Genomic DNA, 24108 nt, shown 5'->3' with positions numbered 1-24108 from the left:
CGGCGATTGTACCGTGATGCAGTGCGTCAGAAACTTGAGCGAAGTCGGGTGCGTGCAGTGCGCGGGCGCATGCAGGCGATGTAGAGGGCGGGCATCACGAACAGCGTGAGCACGGTGGCGACACCGAGCCCCCAGACAATCGCGCCTGCCACCGGCCCCCACAGCAGCGAATAGCCGCCGATGCCGGCGGCCAGCGAGAACAGGCCGCCGACCGTCGTGCTGGTGGTGATGATGATGGGCACGACGCGGCGGCGGGCGGCGTAGATCGCCGCGTGCAGCACGCTCATGCCGGCAGCCAAACGCTCGTTGGCGGCGTCGATCAGCACGATGGCCGAATTGACGACGATGCCGGTCAGCGCGATCACGCCGTACAGCGTGTACAGCGACAGCGGCGAACCGCTGACCAGCAGCCCAACGGCGACGCCGGTGAAGGCCAGCGGCACGGTGGCCAGAATCATCAGCGGCTGCCAGTAACTGCGGAACTGCGCCGCGAGAATCAGGTAGATCAGCCCGACGCCGAGCAGGAACAGCACCTTCATCGCCTGCAGGCTTTCCTCGACGTCTTCCAGTTCGCCGGAGAAGTCGAGGTCGGTGCGCGGGAAACGCGTGCGCGCTTCTTCCCACGCCGTCTTCAGCGCGTCGGTCACCTGCAGCGCGTTCAGCTTGTCCTTGTCGAGGTCGGCCTCCACCGTGATCGTGCGGCGCAGGTTGTAGTGCTTGATCACGCCGGGGCCGCGCGTCGTGTCGGCGGCGACCAGCGCGCGCAAGGTGGTGGCCGCACCGCCGGGCAGGGCGATCGGCGCGTCGAGCACGCGCATCACGTCGTCATCCGGGTGGCCGGCAGCGGCGACGCGCACTTCGAGCTTGGCGCCCTGGTCGCGGGTGATGGCGACAATTTCGCCCTCCACCTGCAACCGCACCGCGCGCGCCACCTGGTCGGCGGTCAGGCCGGCGTCGCGCAGCGCGTCGCGGTCGAGCTGCAGCGCCAGCTGCGGGCGGCCCGGAATGTCGTCGTCGACGATGTCGCGCACGCCGTCCATGGCGCCGAGAATGCGTTTGACCTCGGCACTGGCGGCGCGCAGTTCGACCAGGTCGTCGCCACGCACGCGCACCTTGACCGGCTTCTGCACCGGCGGCCCGCCGGACAGCTGGGTGAAGCTCACGGTGCCGGCGCCGGGCAGCCCGACCACGGCTGCACGCATGCCATCGACGATGGCGCCGACCTCGCGCCCTTCGTCCGCGCGCGGCAGCAGCGCAACCACGACCTGGCCGTAGGCGTCGCCGAACAGCGCTTCGGCGTCGGTGAACTTGGCGCCGGCCAGCGCCGCCACGCGCCGCGCCTCGCCGTCCTGCAGATGGCGGCGCACCTCGCCCTCGATCTGCTGCACCCGCGCCAGCGTCGCCGACAGCGGGCTGCCGGCCGGCATGTCGATGTTCACGTAGAAGATGCGCATCGGGTCGAAGGCGAAGAACTGCACGCGCACCAGACCTGTCGCCATAGCACCGACCGCGCCGGCGACCAGCGACAGCACGATCACGCACAGCACGATCCAGTGGCGTACCGCGAACGCCAGCACCTTGGCGTAGCGATGGCGCAGCACGCGGGTGAAGCGGGTACGCGCGGCCTGCAGCCGCGACGGCCGCTCGACCGTGCGGCCCATCGACAGCACGTGAGCGGGCAGCATCCAGTACGCCTCGATCAGGCTGATCGCCAGCGCCAGCGTGACGACGAAGGGGATGACGAACATGAACTTGCCGACGATGCCCGGCAGCAGCATCAGCGGCAGGAAGGCCGCCATCGTCGTCGCCACCGAAGCAAGCACCGGCGCCCAGACCTCCTGCACGCCACCGACGACGGCGTCCAGCGTGGCCGCACCGCGCTGCAGCCGGTAATAGATGGCCTCGACGATGACCACCGCGTCGTCGACCAGCATGCCGAGCGCGATCACCACACCCAGCAGCACCGATATGTTCAGCGTGAATCCGGTCGCCTGCAGGATGGCAAAGGTGCCGGCCAGCGAGAACGGGATGCCGAGGCCGACCAGCAGCGCGATGCGCGAGCCGAGGAAGATCCAGCACAGCAGGATGACCATGATCAGACCGACCAGCGCATTCGATTCCATGATGGCGATCGCCTCGCGCGTCGGCACCGTCTGGTCGTCCATCAGTTCGAGCTTGAGCCCCTGCGCCGCCAGCACCGCGTTCTTGCGCTCGACGTATTCATTGACGCGCTCGATCAGCGCCAGCGTGTTCACGCCCGGCTTCTTGGCCAGCGAGAACAGCACGCCGGGCTGACCGTCGGACGACACCTGCTGCGTCGGCCGCGCGCGGGCGCGCACCACGGTCGCCACCTCGTCCAGCTTCACCATGCTGCCAGGGCGCGCTCGCGGCGCGACGCCGACGTCGGCCAGCCAGCCGGGATCGGCATCCTGACCGACTACGCGCACCAGCCACTCCTGCTCGCCGGCGCGCTGCCGGCCGGCGAACACGTCGCGAAACCAGGCGCCGACGCCGTCGGCGATGTCGGTCGGCAGCAGACCGCGCGCCTGTGCCGCCTGCGCCGAGTACTCGACGCGCAGTTCCGGGTCGTGCAGGCCGAGCGAGAACACACGATCGACGCCCTTCATCCGCTCCAGATCGGTCTTCATTTCACGGCCGAGCGCGCGCAGTACCTCGTCGTCGGCACGGCCGGTGAGCAGGATCTGCGCGGTCGGAAAGCCGTTCGAACTGGTGATCTCGATGATCTGCGCTTCCTTCGCCTCGACCGGCAGTTCGGCGCGCGCCTTGTTCTGGATCTCGCGCCGCAGGTCGTTCACCCGCTTGTCGAAGGTGCTGACCGGCACTTCGTCGAAGCGCACCAGGATGCCGGCCAGACCGTCGCGCGCGGCCGACGAGATGAAGCGGATGTCGGATACGTTCTGGATCGCGTCCTCCAGCGGCTGCAGCACCCGCTTCTCGACGTCCTCGGGCGAGGCGCCGGGCAGCGCCACGGTGATCTGCACCCAGTTGAAGTTGATTTCCGGGTCCTGTTCGCGCGGCAGACCGAGATAGGCCATCAGGCCGAGCAGCAGCACCACCATGAAGGTGATGTTGGCGAGCGGATGATTGCTGATGAAGCGCGAATAGAACTGCATGCGGCCCTTCATTTCAGCGACTGTCCGTCGACCAGGCTGTTGCGGCCGTCGACCGCGATGCGCGTGTCGGCCGGCAGATCGGTCCGCGCCGGACGGCCCTCCTGCGCGCCGTCCAGCGGCACGAAGCGGGCGCTGCCTTCGCGCACGACGAACACGCCGAGTGCCGCACCGCGTCGCACCAGCAGTTCGCCCGGCACATGCAGTGCCGGGTCCTGCCACACCAGCCGCCCCTCGGCACCCGAGGGCGCACGCTCTCCGGTGAAGACGGCACGCACCTCGTGCGTACGGGTGGCGTCATCGATCGCCGGCGAGACGCGGGCGATGCGCAGCGGCTGGCGGCCGGCGGGCGATACGAATGCGAGTTCGCGGGCGGCGCGCAGCGCATCGAGATCGCGCGGCGCCACACGCGCCGACACTTCCACCTTCCGTGCGTCATCCAGCGTCATCAGCAGCGTGCCGACGCCGGCCAGCGAACCAGCCGAAGCATCGCGCGTGCGCACTACCGCGTCATAGGGCGCGCGCAGCACGCATTTGTCGACATTGCGCCGCGCGAGATCGACCGCGTTGGCGGCGACGGCCACATCGGCGCGGACCACCTCGACTTCGGTCTCGCGCTGCGTCAGTGCCTCCGGCGAAACGAAGTTCTGGTCACGCAGGGCACGCGTGCGACGCAACTGCGCGTCGGCCTGCGCCAGCCGCGCCTGCGCCGCCTGCAGCTGCGCCTGCGCACGCTCCAGCGCGAGCTGGTAGTCGCGCGCATCGAGGCGAACCAGCACCTGACCCTTCTTCACGTGCTCACCCGGTTCGGCGTGCGTGGACGCGACGCGCGCGCTCAGTTCGGCGGCGAGCTGGGTGCGGTTGAGCGCCACCGCCTGCGCCGGTGCATCGCGCTGCGGATAGGTGGCGATTTCGGACAGCGGCTTGAAGCCGACGGCCGGCGGCGTCTGCGCCGCCGACGGCAGGACCGGCAGCAGCGCGGCGAAGCAGAACGCGAACAGCTTGATCATGGGAGCAGGGCCTGAATGGAAAATTCGATGCGGAAACGGATGTCTTCGGCTTCGGAAGCGCCGCAACAGGCATCGGCAATCGAACCGAAGGAATGTTTCATCAGCACGTACAGCAGCAGCGGCGCCATCACCGCATCGACGGTGCGCGCGTCGCCGGGCGAGCGGAACTCGCCACGCGCGTGGCCGTAGTCGATCGCCCGCGCGACCAGCGCGCAGCCGCGCTGCATCACTTCGCGGTGGTACAGCTCGGCGATATCGGGAAAGTTGCGCGCCTCGGCAACCATCAGCTTGGGCAGGCCACCGAGCGGCGTCTCGCCGATCAGCTGCCACCAGCCGGCCAGCAGCTGGCGCATCAGCTCGGGGCCGCCACCGGTCCAGCCGGCGACCAGCGCCTCGCCCTCGGCCAGCGCCGGCACCAGGCCTTCGCGCACGACCGCGGCAAACAGCGCTTGCTTGGAATCGAAGTAGAGGTAGAGCGTGCCCTTGGACACGCCGGCCGCGTGCGCCACGTCCTCCAGCCGGGTGGCGGCGTAGCCGTGCTCGACGAAGAGGTCGAGCGCGCAGCGTATCAGCGCCGCCGGATCGACCAGCGCGGGTCGCCCGCGGCGAGCTGCGACGCTCATCGTGTGCGCACCCGGAAAGTGGCGGAAAGGCGTGTTGTCACGGCGTACAGGACATCCGGTTTTTAATGACCGAATGTTCAGTTAATAACTTTCCGTCGTCAAGGTGCAACATCGGCGTCGTCGACGCGTCGACCACTGTTGTTGCATGGCATCATGCGCGCCCTTGCCCGCCCACCCGGCGAGCTGGACTCAAGCCATGCGCAGGTCACCCTCCGACCGCACGGCAGGAAAGGATCCAACGATGGACACCCCGAACACCGCGGCGCTGCGCCGCACACCGTTTCATCCGCTGCACCTGGCGGCGGGCGCGAAGATGGTCGCCTTCGCCGGCTGGGACATGCCCATCCAGTACGCCCCGGGCATCCTGCAGGAACACCTCCACACGCGCGCCCACGCCGGCCTGTTCGACGTGTCCCACATGGGGCAGATCGAGGTCAGCGGCCCCGGCGCCTGCGCCTGGCTGGAATCGCTCACCACCGCCGACCTCGTCGCGCTGCCCGACGGCCGCCAGACCTATTCGCTGCTGCCCAACACCGCCGGCGGTCTGATCGATGACCTGATGATCCAGCGCATGGGCGACACCTTCCACGTGGTCTGCAACGCGTCGCGCCTCGATGACGTGATCGCTCATTTCGATGCTCACGCGCCGGGCAACGACTGCACCTGGCGCCTGCGCGACGACCGCGTGCTGCTCGCGCTGCAGGGCCCTGACGCCGAAGCGGTACTGCAGCCCTACGGCGACCTGACCGGCATGCGCTTCCTCGACGTGCGCGAATTCAACGACGGCGCGCGGGTCAGCCGTAGCGGCTACACCGGCGAGGACGGCTTCGAGATTTCGCTTCCGGCCGAAACCGGTCCCGTCTTCGCCGAACGCCTGCTCGAACATCCGCACGTGCGCTGGATCGGCCTCGGCGCGCGCGACACGCTGCGGCTGGAAGCCGGCATGTGCCTGTACGGCAACGACATTGATGCGACGACGACGCCGGTATCGGCGGCCATAGGCTGGGCGGTCGCGCCGGCGCGGCGGGCCGGCGGCGTGCGCGCCGGCGGCTTCCCGGGCGCGGCGGTCATCCTCGGCGAGTTCGCCGCGCCGCCGGCGCGGGTGCGCGTCGGTCTGCTGCCGGAAGGCCGCGCGCCGCAGCGCGCAGGCGCCGTGGTGGTCGACGCCGACGGCCGCCAGATCGGTGTCATCAGCAGTGGCAACCACAGCCCGACGCTGGGCCGCCCGATCGCGATGGCCTATATCGAGCGCGCCGCCAAGCTGGCCGGCACGCCGCTGTTCATCGAATCGCGCGGGCAGAAGGTGCCGGCCGCAGTCGCACCCATGCCCTTCGTGCCGAACCGCTACAGGCGCTGAATCCCGACTGCACACAGCGACGCTTCTTTTTTCTGCTGAACCTCGACTCCGGTCAGACGTCGACATGACGCGAGACCGGTACCTTCACCAAAGGACCGCCAGAAGCGGCCCGGAAAGGACTGTTGAACCATGGACAAGCGTCCCTCCCTCGAAGCGCTGGAAGACCGCGGCGACTTCATCCGCCGTCACATCGGACCCGACGAACGCGACCTCGCCGTCATGCTGGCCGCGCTCGACGTCGCCAGTCTGGATGAACTGATCGCCCAGACCATACCCGCCGACATCCAGCTCGACGCGCCGCTTAACCTGCCGGCGCCGCGCTCCGAGCGCGTGGTCGACGACGCGTTGCGCCGCATGTTCGCGCGCAACGAACTGCACACCAGCCTGATCGGCATGGGCTACTACGACACCATTACGCCCAATGTCATCAAGCGCAACGTGCTCGAGAACCCGGGCTGGTACACCGCCTACACGCCCTACCAGGCGGAGATTTCGCAGGGACGACTGGAAGCGCTGCTGAATTTCCAGCAGATGGTGATCGACCTGACCGGTCTGCCGGTGGCCAACGCCTCGCTGCTCGACGAAGCCACCGCCGCCGCCGAGGCGATGACGATGGCGCACCGCATTTCCAAGGTGAAGTCGCCGCGCTTCATCGTCGACGCCGACACCCACCCGCAGACGCTGGCGGTGGTGCGTACGCGCGCCGAGCCGCTGGGCATCGAGGTGGTGCAATGCGATCCGTGGGCCGGCATCGACGGCGAGTACTTCGGCGTGCTGCTGAGCTATCCGGGTTCCAGCGGCCGCCTGCGTGACCCGTCGCCGGTGCTGGCCGCGGCGCGTGCTGCCGGCGCACTGTCGGCGGTCGCGGCCGATCCGCTGGCGCTGGTGCTGCTGAAGGAACCGGGCGCCGAAGGCATGGGCGCCGACATTGTGTTCGGCAGCGCCCAGCGCTTCGGCGTACCGATGGGTTACGGCGGCCCGCACGCCGCCTTCTTCGCCTGCCGCGACGAACACAAGCGGCAGATGCCGGGCCGCATCATCGGCGTATCGACCGACGCCAACGGCCGGCCCGCGCTGCGCATGGCGCTGCAGACGCGCGAACAGCACATCCGCCGCGAGAAGGCGAACAGCAATATCTGCACGGCGCAGGTACTGCTCGCGGTCATCGCGTCGTTCTACGCGGTCTATCACGGCCCCAAGGGCCTGCGCACGATTGCCGAGCGGGTGCACCGGATGGCCGTGCTGTTTGCGCAGGGCCTGCGCGAGCTGGGCTTCGACGTCGTGCATGAGCGCTACTTCGACACCGTGCAGGTGCGCGTGCCGGGCATCGCCCGCCGCATCGCCGCGCGGGCGCGCGAAGCCGGCTTCAACCTGCACGTGATCGACGCCGACCACCTGTCGGCGGCCTTCGACGAAACCTCTCGCCGCAGCGAACTGAAGCGCCTGCTCGCCACCTTCGCCACGCGCGCCGACAGCGTGCTCGACCTGGCGGAGATGGACGGCCGCGTCGCCGACTGCATCCCGGCGGAGCTGCGCCGCGAATCGGCCATCCTGACGCACCCGGTATTCCAGCGCTATCACTCGGAAACCGAAATGATGCGCTACATGCGCCGGCTGGCCGCGCGCGACATCGCGCTCGACCGGGCGATGATTCCGCTCGGCTCGTGCACGATGAAGTTGAATTCCACCACCGAAATGACGCCAGTCACCTACCGGCTGTTCGCCGCGCTCCACCCCTTCGTGCCGCTGGAGCAGGCGCAGGGCTACCAGCAGCTGTTCGAGGAACTGGAAGAGCGGCTGTGCGAGATCACCGGCTTCGCCGCGATGTCCTTCCAGCCGAATGCCGGCTCGCAGGGCGAATACGCCGGCCTGCTGGTGATACGCAAGTACCACCAGACGCGCGGACAGGGCCACCGCAACGTATGCCTGATCCCCGCTTCTGCGCACGGCACCAACCCGGCCAGCGCGGTACTGGCCGGCATGGAGGTCGTCGTCGTTGCCTGCGATACGCTGGGCAATGTCGACTTCGCCGACCTGAAGGCCAAGGCGGAACAGCACGCCGAGCGGCTGGCCGCGCTGATGATGACCTACCCGTCCACGCACGGCGTGTTCGAGGAGGGCGTGCGCGACATCTGCGCACTGATCCACGCGCACGGCGGCCAGGTCTACATGGATGGCGCCAACATGAACGCCATGGTGGGCCTGGTGCGACCGGGCGACATCGGCTTCGACGTGTGCCACCTGAACCTGCACAAGACCTTCTGCATTCCGCACGGCGGTGGCGGCCCGGGCATGGGTCCGATCGGCGTGGCGCCTCACCTCGCGCCCTTCCTGCCGGATCACCCGGTGGTGCAGGGCGTGAACCCGGTGGCCGGTCCGGCCGGCACCATAGGCGCGGTGTCCGCCGCGCCGTGGGGCTCGGCCAGCATCCTGCCCATCGTCTGGGCCTATATCGCACTGATGGGCGCGGCCGGCCTGAAGCGCGCGACCCAGGTGGCGATACTGAACGCCAACTACATCGCGCAGAAGCTGGCGCCGCACTACCCGGTGCTCTATACCGGCAAGCATGGCCGCGTCGCGCACGAGTGCATCGTCGATCTGCGTCCGCTGAAGGAAACGAGCGGCATCACCGTCGAGGACGTGGCCAAGCGGCTGATGGACTACGGCTTCCACGCACCCACCGTGTCCTTCCCGGTGCCGGGCACGCTGATGATAGAACCGACCGAGAGCGAGAACCGCGCCGAGATCGACCGCTTCTGCGACGCGATGATCCAGATTCGCGCCGAGATTGCCGACATCGAAGCCGGCCGCGCCGACCGCGAGGACAACCTGCTCAAGCACGCGCCGCACACGCACGAACTGCTGATCGCCGATGAGTGGACACGGCCCTACAGCCGTCGTGCTGCGTTCTTCCCGACCGAATCGGTGGATCGCGACAAGTACTGGCCGCCGGTCGCGCGCGTCGACAACGTCGCCGGCGACCGCAACCTGGTGTGTACCTGCCCGCCGCTGTCGGAGTACCGCTAGGCCTCGCCCGCGACGAGGCCGTCGATCGGGTGCCCCCTGCCTGCAGGGCGGCACCCGATTGCAAAACTGTGTCATGTCATCGCGGCGTAACCTTGCCGAAACATCCTGTTGTTGTGATTGCGCGTCCGCAAGGCGCGTTTCGCCCAACAACAACAGGAGTTCGTCATGGTCAGAAAAATCACCGCCGCGGCCATTGCCGCGCTGTTCGTTCCGGTCGTCCAGGCAGCCGATGCCGTCAGCTGGGAAAAGCTGTGGACCTTCACCCACGGCGCCGGTACCAGCGTCGCCGGGCAGACCTCGGAAATCGTCGCCTTCGACAGCCTGAACAACGAACTGTGGGTGGCGGGCCTGAAGGGCATCGACATCCTGAGCGCATCGACCGGCAGCTTCGTGCAGCACATCGACACCACGGCCTGGGGTGAGCTGAACAGCGTCGCCGTCCGCAACGGCGTGGCCGCCTTCGCCATCGCGGCACCGGTCAAGACCGCCGCCGGCACCGTGCTCACCTTCGACACGACCAGCCGCAGCATGCTGAACAGCTACTCGGTGGGCGCCTTGCCGGACATGGTCACCTTCACGCCGGACGGTCGCATCATGACCGCCAACGAAGGCGAACCGCTGGCGCTGACCGCCTCCACCACGCAGGAGGCACGCGGCTCGATCAGCATCATCGACACTACCCGCGATACGGTCACGACGCTGGGCTTCAGCGCCTACGACAGCAGCAGCGGTCTGGGCCGCATCGTCACGCCGGGCAGCAAGCCCTCGCTCGACTGGGAACCCGAGTACATCGCGGTGGCGAAGGACGGCAAGAGCGCCATGGTGACGCTGCAGGAAGCGAACGCGGTGGCGATGATCGATCTGACGACGAACTCGATCACCAGCGTGAAGTCGCTCGGCCTGAAGGACTTCAGCCTGCCGCAGAACGCGATCGACACCTCGGACCGCGACGGCCCGGGCAATACGGCGCTGACCGGCAATTACCGCACGGTGCCGGTCAAGGGCATGTACATGCCGGATGCCATCGCCGCCTACAGCAGCGGCGGCAAGACCTACTACGTCACCGCCAACGAGGGCGACTCGCGCAACCTCGACGACGCGATCCCCGGCGCCTTCAACGAGGAGATCCGCGTCGGTTCCGGCAGCTACGTGCTCGATCCGACCGTGTTTCCGAACGCGGCCGACCTGAAGAAGAACGCCAACCTGGGCCGCCTGACGGTGACGACCTCTGGCGGCGACCTCGACGGCGACGGCGACTACGACGAAATCCACACCTTCGGCGGCCGCTCCTTCTCCATCCTGGACGAGAACGGCAACATGGTGTTCGACAGCGGCAACCAGCTCGAAGCGCTTTTGCTGGCGCAGTTCCCGGCGCTGATCGACGACGGTCGCAGCGACAACAAGGGCGTCGAGCCGGAAGGCGTGACGCTGCTCGAAGTAGGCGACCGCACGCTGGCCTTCATCGGCTTCGAACGTTCGCTGCAGAGCGTGATCGCGATCTACGACGTGACCGACCCGACCGCCGCCACCTTCCTCGACTTCATCGTCGACGCCGACTCGCTGTCGCCGGAAGGCCTGAGCGCCTTCGAATACGACGGCAAGCTCTTCCTCGCAGTGGCCAACGAAGTGTCCGGCACGACCTCGATGTTCTCGATCAGCGCGGTACCGGAACCGGAAACCTACGCCATGCTGCTGGCCGGCCTCGGCATGATCGGCCTGGCCGCGAAGCGTCGCATGCGCTGATCGCCCGGCGCCCCGTGTCGCAGCCTCGGCCGCGACTCGGGGCGCGGCAATCTGCCGGCTTCGATGCAGGCTGCTGTCGGGGTCAAGACCCCGCCCAGAGAACCCCGGCCCCGGCCGCGGATTGGGCGCGATCCCTGTGGGAGCGGCCTTGGCCGCGATACGGCCACTGCGGTCCGCCAGCTTCGATACCGGCGGCTGCCGGGATCATAAACCACCACCCAAAGAACCCTTACCTGGGGCTCGGGCCGCGGGTCTGGCGCACTTTCCGGATGGGAGCAGCCTCGGCCGCGACGCGAGCGCCGTGATCGGGTGACCGGCTTGACCTTGCTCAAGCCGGCACCCGGTACGGCCGGCTATGGTGTCGCCCACACTACGCCGGTCCGTACACCATGATGCTTTCCCCTTCCGAAGTCTCCGCCGTCACGTCGGCGGTCAGTCCGCATGCCGAGCAGTTCGCGCGCAGCGGCCTGCAGCCGCTGAAACTGGGCGGACGCACGCTGCTGCCCATCGTGCAGGGCGGCATGGGTGTCGGCGTGTCGGCACACCGGCTGGCCGGCACCGTGGCACAGCAGGGGGGTGTCGGCACCATTTCGTCGGTGGACCTGCGCCGTCATCACCCGGACCTGATGGAACGCACGCGCGGCCTGCGCGGCGACGAGGCCAAACAGCAGATCAACGCCGCCAACGTCGAAGCCCTGCAGCGCGAGATCGCGGCAGCGAAGGAAATTTCTGGCGGTCGCGGCATGCTGGCGGTGAACGTGATGCGTGCCGTCAGCGCCTACGCCGAACACGTGAAGACCGCGCTGCAGGCCGGCATTGACGCCATCGTCGTCGGCGCCGGTCTGCCGCTGGATCTGCCCGAGCTGGCGCGCGAACACCCGAAGGCGGCGCTCATCCCCATCCTGTCCGACGCCCGCGGCGTGCAGCTCATCGTGCGCAAGTGGGAACGCAAGCAACGCGCGCCTGACGCCGTGGTGCTCGAACATCCGGGCTGGGCGGCCGGCCACCTCGGCGCGGCCAAGGTCGAAGACACCAGCGACCCGCGCTTCGATTTCGAACGCGTGGTGCCGGAAACGCTGGAAGTGCTGCACAAGGCCGGCCTCGACGGGCAGGTGCCGGTCATCGTCGCCGGCGGTCTGCGCACGCACGAAGACATCCGCCGCATGCAGGCGCTCGGCGCCTCGGCGGTGCAGTTCGGCACTTCGTTCGCGGTGACCGAGGAATGTGACGCCGACGACGCCTTCAAGCACGTGCTGGCCGAGGCGCGCGACGAGGATCTGGTCGAATTCACCAGCGTGGCCGGCCTGCCGGCGCGCGCGGTCCGCACGCCCTGGCTGCAGAAATACCTGTCGCTGATCGACCGAACGCAGGCGGTGGCGCACGCCAAGTCGCGCTGCGCCAAGAGTTTCGACTGCCTCGCCCAGTGCGGGCTGCGCGACGGCCTGATCGGCTGGGGCCAGTTCTGCATTGACCACCAGCTGGCCGCCGCGCTGAAGGGTGACCTGAAGACCGGCCTCTTCTTCCGCGGCCGCGGCGCCCTGCCCTTCGGCAACCAGATCCGCAGCGTGCGCGCGCTGTTCGACTACCTGCTCACGCCCGTGGCCGCGTAAGCCAGGCGTGGATCGCCATGCCGGCGATCATTGCCAGCACGAACACCACGGCCGGCGCCGAACCCGTACCCAGCGACACCAGCGCCGGGCCCGGGCAGTAGCCGGCCAGCCCCCATCCGACACCGAAGGTCAGACTGCCCAGCAGCAGCGGCGCGTCGATCTGCGTGGCGCTGGGCAGCGCCAGCGCGCAACCCGCCCAGGCGGTGCTGCGCTTTCTGGCCATCGTGAAGGCGGGCAATGCGGCGCCGATGGCCCCGGCCATGACCAGCGCCAGCGACGGATCCCAGCTGCCGGCCAGATCGAGAAAGCCGATCACCTTGGTCGGGTTGGCCATGCCGGACAGCAGCAGGCCGATGCCGAACAACAGCCCGGCGACGAGTGCGATCAGCGCTTGCATGTTCAGGCTCCCAGCAGGTGACGGACGACGTAGACAGTGGCGAAACCGGCGCCCATGAAAGCCAGCGTGGCCACCAGCGAGCGCGGCGACAGGCGCGACAGGCCGCACACACCGTGGCCGCTGGTGCAGCCCGAGCCGTAGCGCGTGCCGATGCCGACCAGCAGACCGGCGACGACCAGCAGTCCTCCGCCGGCCACCGGCTGCGCCTCTGGCAGCGCGGCAAACAGCCGCCACAGCAGGGGCGCGGACAGCAATCCACCGAGGAAGGCCAGACGCCAGGTCGTGTCCGGGCCGCCCCGCTTGAGCAGACCGCCGACGATGCCGCTGATGCCGGCCACCCGCCCGCTGCCCAGTATCAGCAAGGCGGCCGACAGGCCGATCAGCACGCCGCCGGCCAGTGAACTCCAGGGCGTGAAGGCGTCCCAGGCGATGTTCATCGTGTGTCTCCGTCAGGGTGGGCGCAGAAGCGCGCGTGCAGGGTCTGCATGAGCGCCAGCGCGTCGTCGCTGGCGATGCGGTAGTGGATGTACTTGCCGTCGCGCCGCGTATCGACCAGACCTTCGCGCCGCAGCACACCGAGCTGCTGCGACAGCGTCGGCTGAACGATGCCCAGCGCCTGCTCCAGCTCGCCCACCGTGTGTTCGCGTTCGGCCAGCCGGCACAGCAGCACCAGCCGGTCTTCGTGCGCCAGCACGCGCAGCAGCGCGCAGGCGCGCGAAGCGGAGCTGCGCAGATCGTCGAGCGTTGGTGTATCCATGGCTAACAATATATCTGTTGATATATTGTTTTTCAATAGAGTGTCGGGCTCGGTCCTGCGTCGGTACTCAGCCGCCGGGCAGGTTGCGCTCGATCTGCTCGCGCAGCCGGTCCTCCTGCGCGCGCAGTTCGGGCGTCATCGCGTCGCCGAAGTCGTCGGCTTCGAAAATCTGCCGGATCTCGATTTCCGACTCGCCCGGCATCGGGTTGGGACAGCGCTTCACCCAGTCGATGGCCTCCTGCAGCGATGCGCACCGCCAGATCCAGAAGCCGGCGATCAGCTCCTTGGTCTCCGCGAAGGGGCCATCGATGACGGTTCTTGCCGCTCCCGAGAAGCGCACGCGCGCCCCGCGCGAACTCGGGTGCAGCCCTTCGCCGCCCAGCATGACGCCGGCCTTTACCAGTTCCTCGTTGAAGCGCCCCATCTCGGTCAGCAGCGCCTCGTCCGGCATCACGCCCGCCTCGCTGTTCGCGTCGGCCTTGATCAGCACCATGAATCGCATGTCGGTCTCTCCTTCAAGTGAGTGAGGGGTGTGTGCGGACGACGAAGCAGACGCGCAGGAATCGACAACGCCGGTGCATCCGGTGAACGACTTATTGCCGGTGTCGGCCCGCGCGCCGAGCATCCGCTCATTCCTCACTTCCCCGGGCGCCGCCATGATCACGCTCCGTCAGCTCTACCGTTACCCCGTAAAGGGCCTTTCCGCAGAACCGCTCGCCCGCGTCGAGCTGCGCGTTGGCGAAGGCATGCCGCTGGACCGCCTGTACGCACTCACCAACGGCAGCTGGGACTTCGATGCTGGCAGCTACCAGCCACGCCCGAAGACTGACTTCATCGCACTGATGGACCACCCGGCACTGGCCGCGCTGACCACCCATCTCGACGACGACGCGCGCTGCCTCACCATGCGCACGCCGGACGGTCGCTCGCTGCAGGTCGACCTCGACGACAGCGCCGCCTGCGCCCGCTTCGCCGATTTCGTCGCCCGCCACCTCGGCGCCCGCTTCGAAGGCCCGCCCACACTCGTCGCCGGCGAGGGCTTCCGCTTCACCGACGTGAGCGTGCTGTCGCACGGCATGATGAACGCGGTGTCGCTGATCAACCTCGCCACGGTGCGCCGCATCGGCGAGGAATGGGGCGTGGACATCGATCCCATGCGCTTTCGCGCCAACCTCTACATCGACGGCGCGGAGCCGTGGGCGGAAGCAGGCTGGCTGGATCGCGAGCTGACCATCGGCAGCGTGCGCCTGAAGGCCGTCATGCGCACCCCGCGCTGCGCCGCCACCGGCGTGAATCCGCTCACCGCGGTGCGCGACATGACCATTCCGGCGACCATGATGGAGCGCTACGGGCACCGCGACCTCGGCATCTATCTGGAGGTGGTGGCAGGCGGAACGATAGGTCCGGGCGCAGAGGTGGAAGTGCTCTAGCCGGTCCGGCGCGTAGGACTCTGCCGACAGCCGCCGGACCGTCCCGCCGCCTACCATCCACCCATCCCAAAGGGGAGTAGCTCCATCCGCCGTGTCGTCATTACGGTCCGCCCGACTTCGAGGCGGGCCCGGCACGCCGGGCGGACGTTCGCGCGATGCGATCGTCCGCGAGCAAGACCTTTGCCGCGATGGCAAAGGTCGTTCCGTTTCGCCGGACCGTCCGCGCCAGCGCGTGGATGGCGCGTCGCACTCGCGGCGCAGGGCGAAACGACACAGGAACTCCCTTTTCATGGAAACAATCGGCACCTGGTGGATGTGGGCGGGCTTTTTCGGCATCGTCCTGGTCATGCTGGCGATCGACCTCTTCGTGGTCGGCGGCGGCAAGCGGCATCGCGTGAGCGTGAAGGAAGCGGCCGTCTGGTCGGGCATCTGGGTCATCGTATCGATGACCTTCGCCGGCCTGCTGTGGGCCTATCTGGCAGGCACTGCCGGGCGCGAGATAGCCGACGAGAAAGCGCTGGAGTACGTCACCGGCTATCTGATAGAGAAATCCCTGGCCATCGACAACGTGTTCGTATGGCTGATGCTGTTCAGCTTCTTCCACATCCCGCTGGAGCTGCAGAAGCGCGTGCTGGTTTACGGCGTTCTCGGCGCGATCGTCATGCGTACCGGCATGATCTTCGCCGGGGTCTGGCTGATCAACCAGTTCCACTGGCTGCTCTATGTGTTCGGTGCCTTCCTGCTGGTCACCGGCGTGAAGATGTGGTTCATGGCCGAACACTCGCCGGATCTGGAACGGAATCCGGTGATCCGCTGGATACGCGGTCACATGAAGGTGACCGACCAGCTGCACGGCGAGCGCTTCTTCGTCATGAAGGAGGACGGCGGCCGCCTGGTGCGCTACGTCACGCCGCTGTTCCTCGTGCTGGTGCTGGTCGAGCTGACCGACCTCATCTTCGCGGTGGACTCGATTCCGGCGATATTCGCCATCACCACCGACCCCTTCATCGTGCTCACGTCCAATGTGTTCGCCATCCTCGGCCTGCGCTCGATGTACTTCCTGCTGGCCGACATGGCCGACCGGTTCTCGCTGCTGAAGTACGGCCTGGCGCTGGTGCTGGTGTTCGTCGGCACGAAGATGCTGCTGATCGACCTGGTGAAGATCCCGGTCCTGCTGTCGCTCGGCGTGGTGGCGGTCATCATCGGCGGCTCGGTGGTGCTGTCGCTGAAGCGCTCCGCGCGCGCACAGGATGCGCGGCCGGCGGGACGCTGACGGCGGGCCCCGGCATCCCCGGGGCTTGCGTGCGATCAAGGCGGCGGCGACGATTGCAGGCATGCTTGCGTTATCTGCCCTGCCTGCGGAGCTCCGAACGCGATGACCGACTCCCCTGACGCACGCCTGCGCAACGCGCTGTCGACGCAGCGCGCCCTTGCCTTGCTGGACGACAGCGCCCGCGACGCACTCGCCGCCAGCGCCCGCGTGATCGCGCTCGACGGCGAGGCGGCGGTCGATGCCGACGCGCTCTACCTGCTGCTCGACGGCCACATCGACCTGATCGACGCCGACCACGGCGGCCGCGTCGCGCTCGCGCCGGGCGAACTGTTCGGTTACGGCACCGCCGCCCGCGTGCCCGAGCCATGGACGGTGCGCGCCGATCGCGGCGCCACGGTCGCCCGCTTCGCCGCCAACGACATCGACGCCGCCTGCGCCGCCCTCCCGGCGCTGCGCGCCTTCATCGTGCCGGGCGCCGCAGTCGTGACCACGCGCAGCACCGACCCGCACCTGAACCTGATGACCACGCCAGTGCGGGCCCTGGTCAAGCGCACACCGATCACGCTGGCGCCGGACACCACCATACGCTCGGCGGCGCAGCTGATGCGCGAACAGCGCGTGTCCTCGGTGCTCATCGTCGACGAAGCCGGCCATCTGTACGGTCTGGTGACCGACCGCGACCTGCGCAACCGCGCCGTCGCCCAGGGGCTGGACATCGACCGTCCGGTGATCGACATCGCCACCGTCGCACCGATGACGATGGACGTGCGCAAGCCCGCCTTCGACGCGCTGCTGCTGATGGCGCGCCACAACATCCACCATGTGCCGGTGATGGACGGCGATCGCGTCGCCGGCATGATCACCGCCACCGACCTGACCGAGCAGCACAGCACTTCTGCCGTCTATCTGGCTGGCGACATCTACAAGCAGACCACGGTCGAGGGCCTGGCCGCCGCCGCCTCGCGCGTGCGCCAGCTGCAGCAGAATCTGGCCGCCGCCGGTGCCACCGCCTACAGCACCGGCCACATCATCACCGCGGTGACCGACGCCATCACCTGCCGGCTGGTGCAGCTGGCCGAAGCGAAGTTCGGCCCCGCGCCGGTGGACTACGTGTGGGTGGCCGCCGGCTCGCAGGCGCGTAGCGAACAGACGGCCAAGTCGGACCAGGACAACTGTCTGGTGATCGACGACAGCTACGACGTGGCGCTGCATGGTGACTACTTCAAGGCCTTCGCCACCTGGGTGTGTGACGGTCTGGACGCTTGCGGCTACATCCACTGCCCGGGCGAAATGATGGCGATGACCGACCAGTGGCGGCAGCCCAAGGCACGCTGGATGCAGTACTTCCGCAAATGGGTGGACCAGCCAGAGCCAAAGGCGCTCATGCTCACCTGCGTGTTCTTCGATCTGCGCGCCATCTACGGCAAGACCGCACTGCTCGAAGAACTGCGCCGCGACGTGCTCGCACACACGCGCGACAATCGCATCTTCCTCGCCTACATGGTGGGCAATGCGCTGAGCCATACGCCGCCGCTGGGCCTGTTCCGCAGCCTGTCGACGATACGCAGCGGCGACAACAAGGGCACGCTGGACCTCAAGCACAACGGCATCGTGCCGGTGGTCGACCTGGCGCGCGTCTACGCACTGGCCGGCGGCCACGACGCGGTCAACACGCACGATCGGCTGGCCGTCGCCGCCGCCAGCGGCGAAATCAGCGAACAGGCCGCGCGTGACCTGCGCGACGCGCTGGAATTCATCGCCACGCTGCGCATCCAGCATCAGGCCCGCCAACTCGCCGCCGGCCTGAACGCCGACAACTTCCTGCGCCCGGACGAACTGTCGAATTTCGAACGCAGCCAGCTCAAGGACGCCTTCAGCGTCGTGCAGTCGCTGCAGAACGTGCTTGGGCAGCGCTATCAGGCGGGGCGATTTTGAGCGTTACACGAGGTTCGGTCCGCCGGGCGGCAAAGGATCAGCCGCGGCGCGTCCCACTGCGAACAACGTTCATTTGTGACCGGCGTAAAGCCGCGATTCCGCCAGAACCTCTCCGAACTACGTGGAGCGCACTGGACCTCGATGAACTCTGCGCCCATCGCAAACAACCGTTCGGTGACGTCGTCAGCTAGCAACTTGCCAAGCCCGCGTCCACGCAGCTCGGGCCTGACTTCGAGAAGATCGATTGCAGAGCCGATCGGTTTTCTATTGTGCACAACGAATCCGGCAATCTGGCCCTCACAGAACGCACAGTAAACTTCTCCAGCCTGAAATGACGAGACGATTACATCTCGATGACAGTAGAAGCCTTCGCCGCACTGCTCCTCTTCCGCCCTGAGCCAAGCGAACATTTCCGCAAGATGCTCTTCTCTGGCTTCAGCGATCTGAATGTTCACTGTCGAGGTCCTGCATCGCCTGAATGATCAGTACCTGATCCGCGCGTAATACGTTTCCTGCGCCGCCTCCAGCGCCTGCCCCAGCGTGTGGATGCCCTTCTCGGCGAGCAGCGGTATCAGCTTCAGGAAGACCTCGGCGGTGACGATGGCGTCGCCGAGCGCGGTGTGGCGGCCGATTACGGTGATATTGAAACGTTCTGCGATCGCCTCCAGCCGATGCGATTCCTGGTTGGGGTGCACCAGCGCCGACAGCAGCAGCGTGTCGAGCACAGGCTGGTCGAAGCGCACGCCGGTGAGCGCCTCCTTCAGCTGCAGGAAGCGCATGTCGAAGGCGGCATTGTGGGCGACCAGCACGGTGTCCTGAGCAAAGGTGTGGAAGGCGGGCAGCACGCGGTCTATCGTCGGCTGACCGGCCACCATGTCAGGCGTGATGCCGTGGATCGGAATCGATGCCGCTGGAATGCCGCGCTGCGGATCGACCAGCTGTTCGAAACTTTCCTGCCGCAGCAGCTTGCCGTTGACCACGCGGGCGGCGCCGATCTGGATGATCTCGTCGCCCTCACCCGGGTTCAGGCCGGTGGTTTCGGTATCGAACACGGTGTAGGCCAGTTCGGTCAGCGGCCGGTCGGCCAGTTCGCGGCTGGATTCGGTGGCGCGGAACAGGTCGAAGTCGTAGTACTCGGGCCGGCTGCCCTGCGGCACGAAGGTCGCAACGTCGAGCTGCTCGCGTTCGCCGGCCAGCGGCAGCAGGAAGCGGAAAAAGGCGCGGTGACGCACCCGCTCGCGCTCCAGCCAGAACTCGCCGCCGTGCCGTTCGACCACGTCGCGCACCGACAGTGGCGAGCGCTCGCCGCCGGCCGTCATCGCATCCATCTGCCAGCTCATCACGGTTTCGGTGCTCATGGTCTGGCCCTGCCAGATCAGGTCGAGGTGGGCGCGGTTGTCCTGCGGCGCGGCGGCCAGTCTGAGCATGACGACGCGGATGTCGTACTCGTCGGCCAGGCGCTCGGCCAGATAGGCCAGCGCCTGCAGCAGCGAAAAGCTGTCGACCTTGAGCCACAGCGTCGCGTCGATGTCGTCCGGCTGCACGCGCGGGCCCTTCACCGCCTCGATGCGGCGAGTGGCCGCCGACACCAGATCGGCACCCAGCATGTCCTCCAGCGGCCAGCGCGCCTTCAGGCCGCGCGTCGCTTCATCGGCCAGATCGCGGATGCGCCGGCTCATCGCGCCGACCTCGTCGCGGATGACGCCGTGAAAGCGCTCGCGCATGGCCGGTTCGAGGTCGGGGTAGTCGAGCATGTCGATCGCCGCCTGCATGTTGGCGAGCGAGGCGCGGCTGCCTTCGGTCAGCCCGAGCAACAGGCGGTCGCGCTCCGAATCCTCCTCGAAGTCGCGCGTGATGTTGTCCAGCATCAGCACGAAACCGCTGATCGCACTGTCGCCGTCGTCGCCGCTGCGCACCGGCGTCATCTGCGCGCGCAGCAGCTGGCCGGCGCGCGTGGTGGTGACGAACTGCGCCGACGGGCTGGCGACGCCGCGCTGCATGCGCTGGCCGATGTTCTCCAGCGCATGAGCGACCAGCTTGCGGTCGAACACGGTGTAGATCGAGCGGCCGAGGCCGATCAGTTCGGCGCCGTCGGCCAGACGCGGCGCGTCGGACAGCGCACGGAACTGCAGCCGCGCGCGATTGTTGTAGAGCAGGATGCGACCGTCGAGATTGCACACGACGACCGACTGCGTCAGTTCCGACATCAGCGCGGCGAGCCGGCTGCGTTCCTGTTCGACGTTGCGGCTGGCGGCGCGCACCTGTTCGGCGATGTCGGCGCGCAGCCGCGCGCGCTGTTCGACAAAGCCGGCGATGACGTCGGCCAGAGCGCGGTTCTCGGCGTCGCCCTGCGGTGTCAGTGTGCGCTCGGCATCGGTGCCGAGCACGATGCACGCCTCGTCCACCAGTCGCGCCGGCGCGACGATGTAGCGGCGGTACAGCTGGTTCAGCCCGGCCGCGGCCAGCATCAGCACGAACAGCAGCGTCATCAGCGCCAGCGGCATGCGCCCGCCGAGCAGCGACAGCACGGTGTCGCGTTCGGCAGCATCCAGCGTGGACAGCAATAGCAGACAGGTCACCACCGCCCACAGCAGCAGCAGGCCGGCCAGCGCCGCCAGCACCTGCCAGAAGCGGCGATCGGGACGGCGGTTCGGATTCATCCGAGCATCTCGCGCACCTTCTGCACCAGTTCCCGCGTGGAGAAGGGTTTGGTCATGTAGGCGTCGGCGCCGAGCGCGAGACCCTTGGCGACGTCGGTGTCGCGACCCTTGGCAGTGAGCATCAGGATGCGCACCGCGCGCAGCGCGTCGTCGGCACGCACTTCCTGGCACACCTCGAAGCCGGTCTTGCCCGGCATCATGACGTCGAGCAGAACCAGTTCGGGCTGCTGTTCGCGTATGGCGGCCAGCGCCTCGACGCCGTCGCGCGCCACGCTGACGTCGAAGCCTTCGCGCTTCATCAGGAATTCGAGCGAGACGAGGATGTTCGGCTCGTCGTCGGCAATCAGTATCTTGCTGCTCACTGGGGAGCTCCTCCTTGCTGTCCGCCCTGCACGGGGTTTGCGGTCGGATTGGCGGGTGCCTTACGGCCCTCTTCTGTCTGCCACGGTAGATGGAAAGCGAAGCAGGCGCCTTGGCCTGCATCAGATTCCAGCCACATTCTGCCGCCGAAATGCTCGACGATCTGTCGGCTGATCGGCAGGCCGAGTCCGGTGCCTTGCGGCCGGTTCACACCGTCGCCGCCCTGGCGGAATTTCTCGAACACCAGCGCGTGCTCGGCCGCCGGCACACCGGGGCCGTTGTCGCGCACCTCGACCGTGATGCCGCTGTCGTCGCTGCGCATGCGCACGTGGATGCGACCGCTGCCGCGCGGCACGAACTTGGCGGCATTGGACAGCAGGTTGAGCAGCACCTGGGTGAGCCGATCGGGGTCGGCGCGCAGCGTCGGGACGGCGGGCGGCGCATCCAGCGTCACTTCGGCTCCGCGCTCGCGGAACACTTCGTGCGTCGTTTCGATCGCCTTCACCACCAGCGCCCGCAGATCGACGTCGGCGGTGTGCCACTCGGCGTGACCGGATTCGATCTTGGCCATGTCCAGCACCTGATTGACCAGACGGCTCAGGCGCTCGGTCTCGGCCACCACGATGCCAAGAAAGTGCTGGCGCTGCGCACTGTCCATCTGCGGGTCGTCCACCATCAGCTCGGACAGCGCGCGGATCGAGGTCAGCGGCGTGCGCAGTTCGTGCGTGACCGAGGACATGAAGTCGTCCTTCAACCTGTCCAGGCTTTTCAGCTGTTCGTTGGCCGCGCGCAGTTCGGCGGTGGCACGCTCCAGCGATTGCGACTTCTCCTCCAGCGCGTGCGAATAGGCGCGCAGCTGCGACGCCTCATCGAGGATGCGCATCACGTCGTCGAGGTCCAGCGCCTCCTCCTCCACCACCGACGCCACCATGACGCGTGCCGACGCGCTGCCGATGGCGCCGGCGAGCTGGGTTTCGACGAACTGCACCAGCCGCGCGTCCGGCTTGATCTGCGCTACACCGGCCACACCGCTGCCGGCGGCGTAGTCCTCGAACAGCTTCTGCGCGCGCGCCGCGCCCAGAAAGCGTGCGACCAGCGGCAACAGGTCGGCCACCTGGGCGCGCCCTCGCCAGAACACCGGCCGGCTGCCTTCGGTCCGTTCGAACACGTCGACGAACAGCAGCGCCTGACTCGCTTCCGCTGCCGACGGCGGCCGCCACAGCGACGCACAGACGTAGGCGCCGACGTTCGCCAGCAGGCTCCAGAACAGCGAGTGGGTGAGGTTGTCCAGACCGGTCAGACCGAACAGCTGCTCCGGTCGCAGCAAGGTCGTGCCCCAGGGACCGTGCGTGACGAAGCCGATGTCCAGCCAGCCCGATTTAGCGATGGAGGGCAGCATCAGCGTCCACGCCCACAGCGAGAAGCCGGCAACCAGACCGGCCAGCGCACCGTTGCGCGTACCGCCCTTCCAGAACATGCCACCCAGTGCGGCTGGCGCAAATTGCGCGACGGCAGCGAAACTGATCAGTCCGATGCTGACCAGCGCATAGGCTTCGCCGGCGACATGAAAATAGACGTAACCCAACAGCATGATGGCGACGATGGCCGCCCGGCGGATGAACAGCAGCAGGCGCGTGAGGTCACCGCCGGCTCTGGCGCCGAAGCGGCGAGTGCGCAGCAGCAGCGGCATGACCAGATCGTTGCATACCATGGTGGACACCGCGATCGCCTCGACGATCACCATGCCGGTGGCCGCTGACAGTCCGCCGATGAAAGCGAACAGCGCGAGCCCGGACCAGCCGTGGGCGAGCGGAAGGGACAGCACGAAGGCTTCGGCGTCGGTGCTGCCCGGCCCGAAATAGAGCAGACCGGCGAGCGCGATCGGCAGCACGAACAGGTTGATCAGCAGGAGGTAAAGCGGAAATACCCACATTGCCCGGCGCAGGTGGCGTTCATCCACGTTCTCCACCACCATGACCTGGAACTGGCGCGGCAGGAAGAGCACGGACAGCATGGACAGCACGGTCAGCGCAAACCACTGTTCGTACGTGAAGGGCCTGCCCTGTTCCAGCGCCAGCAGCGGACGCAGCGCGTCATGCGCCAGTGCCTGCGCGAACAGGTCGCCCGGCCCGTCGAACAGCGCAAAGGTGACGAACAGGCCGACCGACAGGAAGGCAATCAGCTTCACCACCGATTCGAAGGCGATGGCGGCAACCATGCCTTCGTGCCTTTCGGTGGTGTCGAGATGCCGGGTGCCGAACACCATCGTGAAGCCCGCCAGCACCAGTGCGACGTAGAGCGTGCTGTCGCGCCACCATGGTGCGGCAGGCGCCGGCATCTCGCCGGGTAGCGTGGTGAGCACGGCATAACCGCTGGCCACCGCCTTCAGCTGCAGCGCGATGTAGGGCACGATGCCCACCACGGTGATCAACGTCACCAGCCCGGCCAGCGTCGGGCTCTTGCCATAGCGGGTGGCGATGAAGTCGGCGATCGAGGTGATGCGGTAGCTGCGGGTGATGCGGATCATCTTGCGCACCACCATCCACGCGATGATCATGGCCAGCGTCGGCCCGAGATAGATTGGCAGGAACCAGACGCCGGACGTCGACGCGCGACCTACACTGCCGAAGTAGGTCCACGCCGTGCAGTAAACCGCCATCGACAATGCGTAGACCCAGGCATTGCCGATGACCGACCGGCCCTGCGCGGCGCGCCGGTCGCCGTACCAGGCGACCGCAAAAAGCACCATCAGATAGGCGAATGCGGCGCCGACCAGCAGGCTGGGCGACAGCACC

At 67.7% G+C, this 24108-nt stretch carries 18 protein-coding genes; 7 read left to right on the top strand and 11 right to left on the bottom strand.

The window, feature by feature from the left end:
• Positions 1-26 precede the first annotated feature (26 nt).
• The 3 genes from WJU27_RS18025 to WJU27_RS18015 are packed head-to-tail and all read right to left on the bottom strand — an operon-like array spanning position 27 to position 4764.
• Positions 27-3146, bottom strand: coding sequence for an efflux RND transporter permease subunit (locus WJU27_RS18025; RefSeq protein WP_341422979.1), 3120 nt, complete (start codon positions 3144-3146; stop codon positions 27-29).
• Positions 3143-4141: an efflux RND transporter periplasmic adaptor subunit gene (locus WJU27_RS18020; protein ID WP_341422978.1), complete on the bottom strand. Its 999-nt coding sequence runs from the start codon at positions 4139-4141 to the stop codon at positions 3143-3145. The genes WJU27_RS18025 and WJU27_RS18020 overlap by 4 nt, the downstream gene beginning before the upstream one ends.
• Entirely contained in the window at positions 4138-4764 is a 627-nt protein-coding gene (locus WJU27_RS18015) for a TetR/AcrR family transcriptional regulator (RefSeq protein WP_341422977.1), read from the bottom strand. The genes WJU27_RS18020 and WJU27_RS18015 overlap by 4 nt, the downstream gene beginning before the upstream one ends.
• Positions 4765-5005: 241 nt before the next feature.
• On the opposite strand from WJU27_RS18015, the gene gcvT reads away from it, so the two are divergent.
• The 4 genes from gcvT to WJU27_RS17995 all read left to right on the top strand — a co-directional run bounded on the left by gcvT (position 5006) and on the right by WJU27_RS17995 (position 12501).
• A complete protein-coding gene (gene gcvT, locus WJU27_RS18010; RefSeq protein ID WP_341422976.1) occupies positions 5006-6121 on the top strand; it encodes a glycine cleavage system aminomethyltransferase GcvT in 1116 nt (371 codons plus the stop codon).
• Between the two features lie 129 nt (positions 6122-6250).
• Positions 6251-9148, top strand: a complete 2898-nt coding sequence (gene gcvP / locus WJU27_RS18005; RefSeq protein WP_341422975.1) for an aminomethyl-transferring glycine dehydrogenase — start codon at positions 6251-6253, stop codon at positions 9146-9148.
• Between the two features lie 165 nt (positions 9149-9313).
• Complete coding sequence (locus tag WJU27_RS18000) at positions 9314-10891, top strand: choice-of-anchor I family protein (RefSeq protein WP_341422974.1); 1578 nt, start codon at positions 9314-9316, stop codon at positions 10889-10891.
• A gap of 389 nt (positions 10892-11280) precedes the next feature.
• Positions 11281-12501, top strand: coding sequence for an NAD(P)H-dependent flavin oxidoreductase (locus WJU27_RS17995; RefSeq protein WP_020166194.1), 1221 nt, complete (start codon positions 11281-11283; stop codon positions 12499-12501).
• Here WJU27_RS17995 and WJU27_RS17990 read toward each other — a convergent pair.
• From WJU27_RS17990 to WJU27_RS17975, 4 genes are all read right to left on the bottom strand, one after another.
• Positions 12482-12898, bottom strand: a complete 417-nt coding sequence (locus WJU27_RS17990; protein ID WP_341422973.1) for a DUF6691 family protein — start codon at positions 12896-12898, stop codon at positions 12482-12484. The genes WJU27_RS17995 and WJU27_RS17990 overlap by 20 nt on opposite strands.
• Positions 12899-12900: 2 nt before the next feature.
• A complete protein-coding gene (locus WJU27_RS17985; protein ID WP_296813657.1) occupies positions 12901-13335 on the bottom strand; it encodes a YeeE/YedE family protein in 435 nt (144 codons plus the stop codon).
• Positions 13332-13655, bottom strand: coding sequence for an ArsR/SmtB family transcription factor (locus WJU27_RS17980; RefSeq protein WP_020166197.1), 324 nt, complete (start codon positions 13653-13655; stop codon positions 13332-13334). Before WJU27_RS17980 ends, WJU27_RS17985 begins: the two co-directional genes overlap by 4 nt.
• Before the next feature lie 67 nt (positions 13656-13722).
• Positions 13723-14157 (bottom strand): YciI family protein, encoded by a 435-nt coding sequence (locus WJU27_RS17975; RefSeq protein WP_296813763.1) that lies wholly within the window; start codon positions 14155-14157, stop codon positions 13723-13725.
• A gap of 154 nt (positions 14158-14311) precedes the next feature.
• On the opposite strand from WJU27_RS17975, the gene WJU27_RS17970 reads away from it, so the two are divergent.
• The 3 genes from WJU27_RS17970 to WJU27_RS17960 all read left to right on the top strand — a co-directional run bounded on the left by WJU27_RS17970 (position 14312) and on the right by WJU27_RS17960 (position 18293).
• Positions 14312-15085 carry an MOSC domain-containing protein gene (locus WJU27_RS17970; RefSeq protein WP_341422972.1) on the top strand — a complete coding sequence of 258 codons (774 nt, stop codon included), beginning with the start codon at positions 14312-14314 and terminating at the stop codon, positions 15083-15085.
• A gap of 289 nt (positions 15086-15374) precedes the next feature.
• A complete protein-coding gene (locus WJU27_RS17965) occupies positions 15375-16358 on the top strand; it encodes a TerC family protein (protein WP_341422971.1) in 984 nt (327 codons plus the stop codon).
• 102 nt (positions 16359-16460) lie between these two features.
• A complete protein-coding gene (locus WJU27_RS17960; RefSeq protein ID WP_341422970.1) occupies positions 16461-18293 on the top strand; it encodes a putative nucleotidyltransferase substrate binding domain-containing protein in 1833 nt (610 codons plus the stop codon).
• On the opposite strand, the gene WJU27_RS17955 is transcribed toward WJU27_RS17960, so the two are convergent.
• The 4 genes from WJU27_RS17955 to WJU27_RS17940 are packed head-to-tail and all read right to left on the bottom strand — an operon-like array spanning position 18275 to position 24107.
• Positions 18275-18748, bottom strand: a complete 474-nt coding sequence (locus WJU27_RS17955; protein WP_081629114.1) for a GNAT family N-acetyltransferase — start codon at positions 18746-18748, stop codon at positions 18275-18277. The genes WJU27_RS17960 and WJU27_RS17955 overlap by 19 nt on opposite strands.
• A 27-nt stretch (positions 18749-18775) precedes the next feature.
• Positions 18776-20953: a 3'-5' exonuclease gene (locus WJU27_RS17950; RefSeq protein WP_341422969.1), complete on the bottom strand. Its 2178-nt coding sequence runs from the start codon at positions 20951-20953 to the stop codon at positions 18776-18778.
• Positions 20950-21315 carry a response regulator transcription factor gene (locus tag WJU27_RS17945; protein ID WP_020166203.1) on the bottom strand — a complete coding sequence of 122 codons (366 nt, stop codon included), beginning with the start codon at positions 21313-21315 and terminating at the stop codon, positions 20950-20952. The genes WJU27_RS17950 and WJU27_RS17945 overlap by 4 nt, the downstream gene beginning before the upstream one ends.
• Positions 21312-24107, bottom strand: coding sequence for a sensor histidine kinase (locus WJU27_RS17940; protein WP_341422968.1), 2796 nt, complete (start codon positions 24105-24107; stop codon positions 21312-21314). The genes WJU27_RS17945 and WJU27_RS17940 overlap by 4 nt, the downstream gene beginning before the upstream one ends.
• Position 24108 lies beyond the last annotated feature (1 nt).

The sequence above is a fragment of the Methyloversatilis sp. NSM2 genome (assembly GCF_038066675.1).
GTDB lineage: Bacteria > Pseudomonadota > Gammaproteobacteria > Burkholderiales > Rhodocyclaceae > Methyloversatilis > Methyloversatilis discipulorum_A.
Note: the sequence above shows the minus strand (reverse complement) of the source record. Positions and strands in the feature narration are given on the sequence as shown.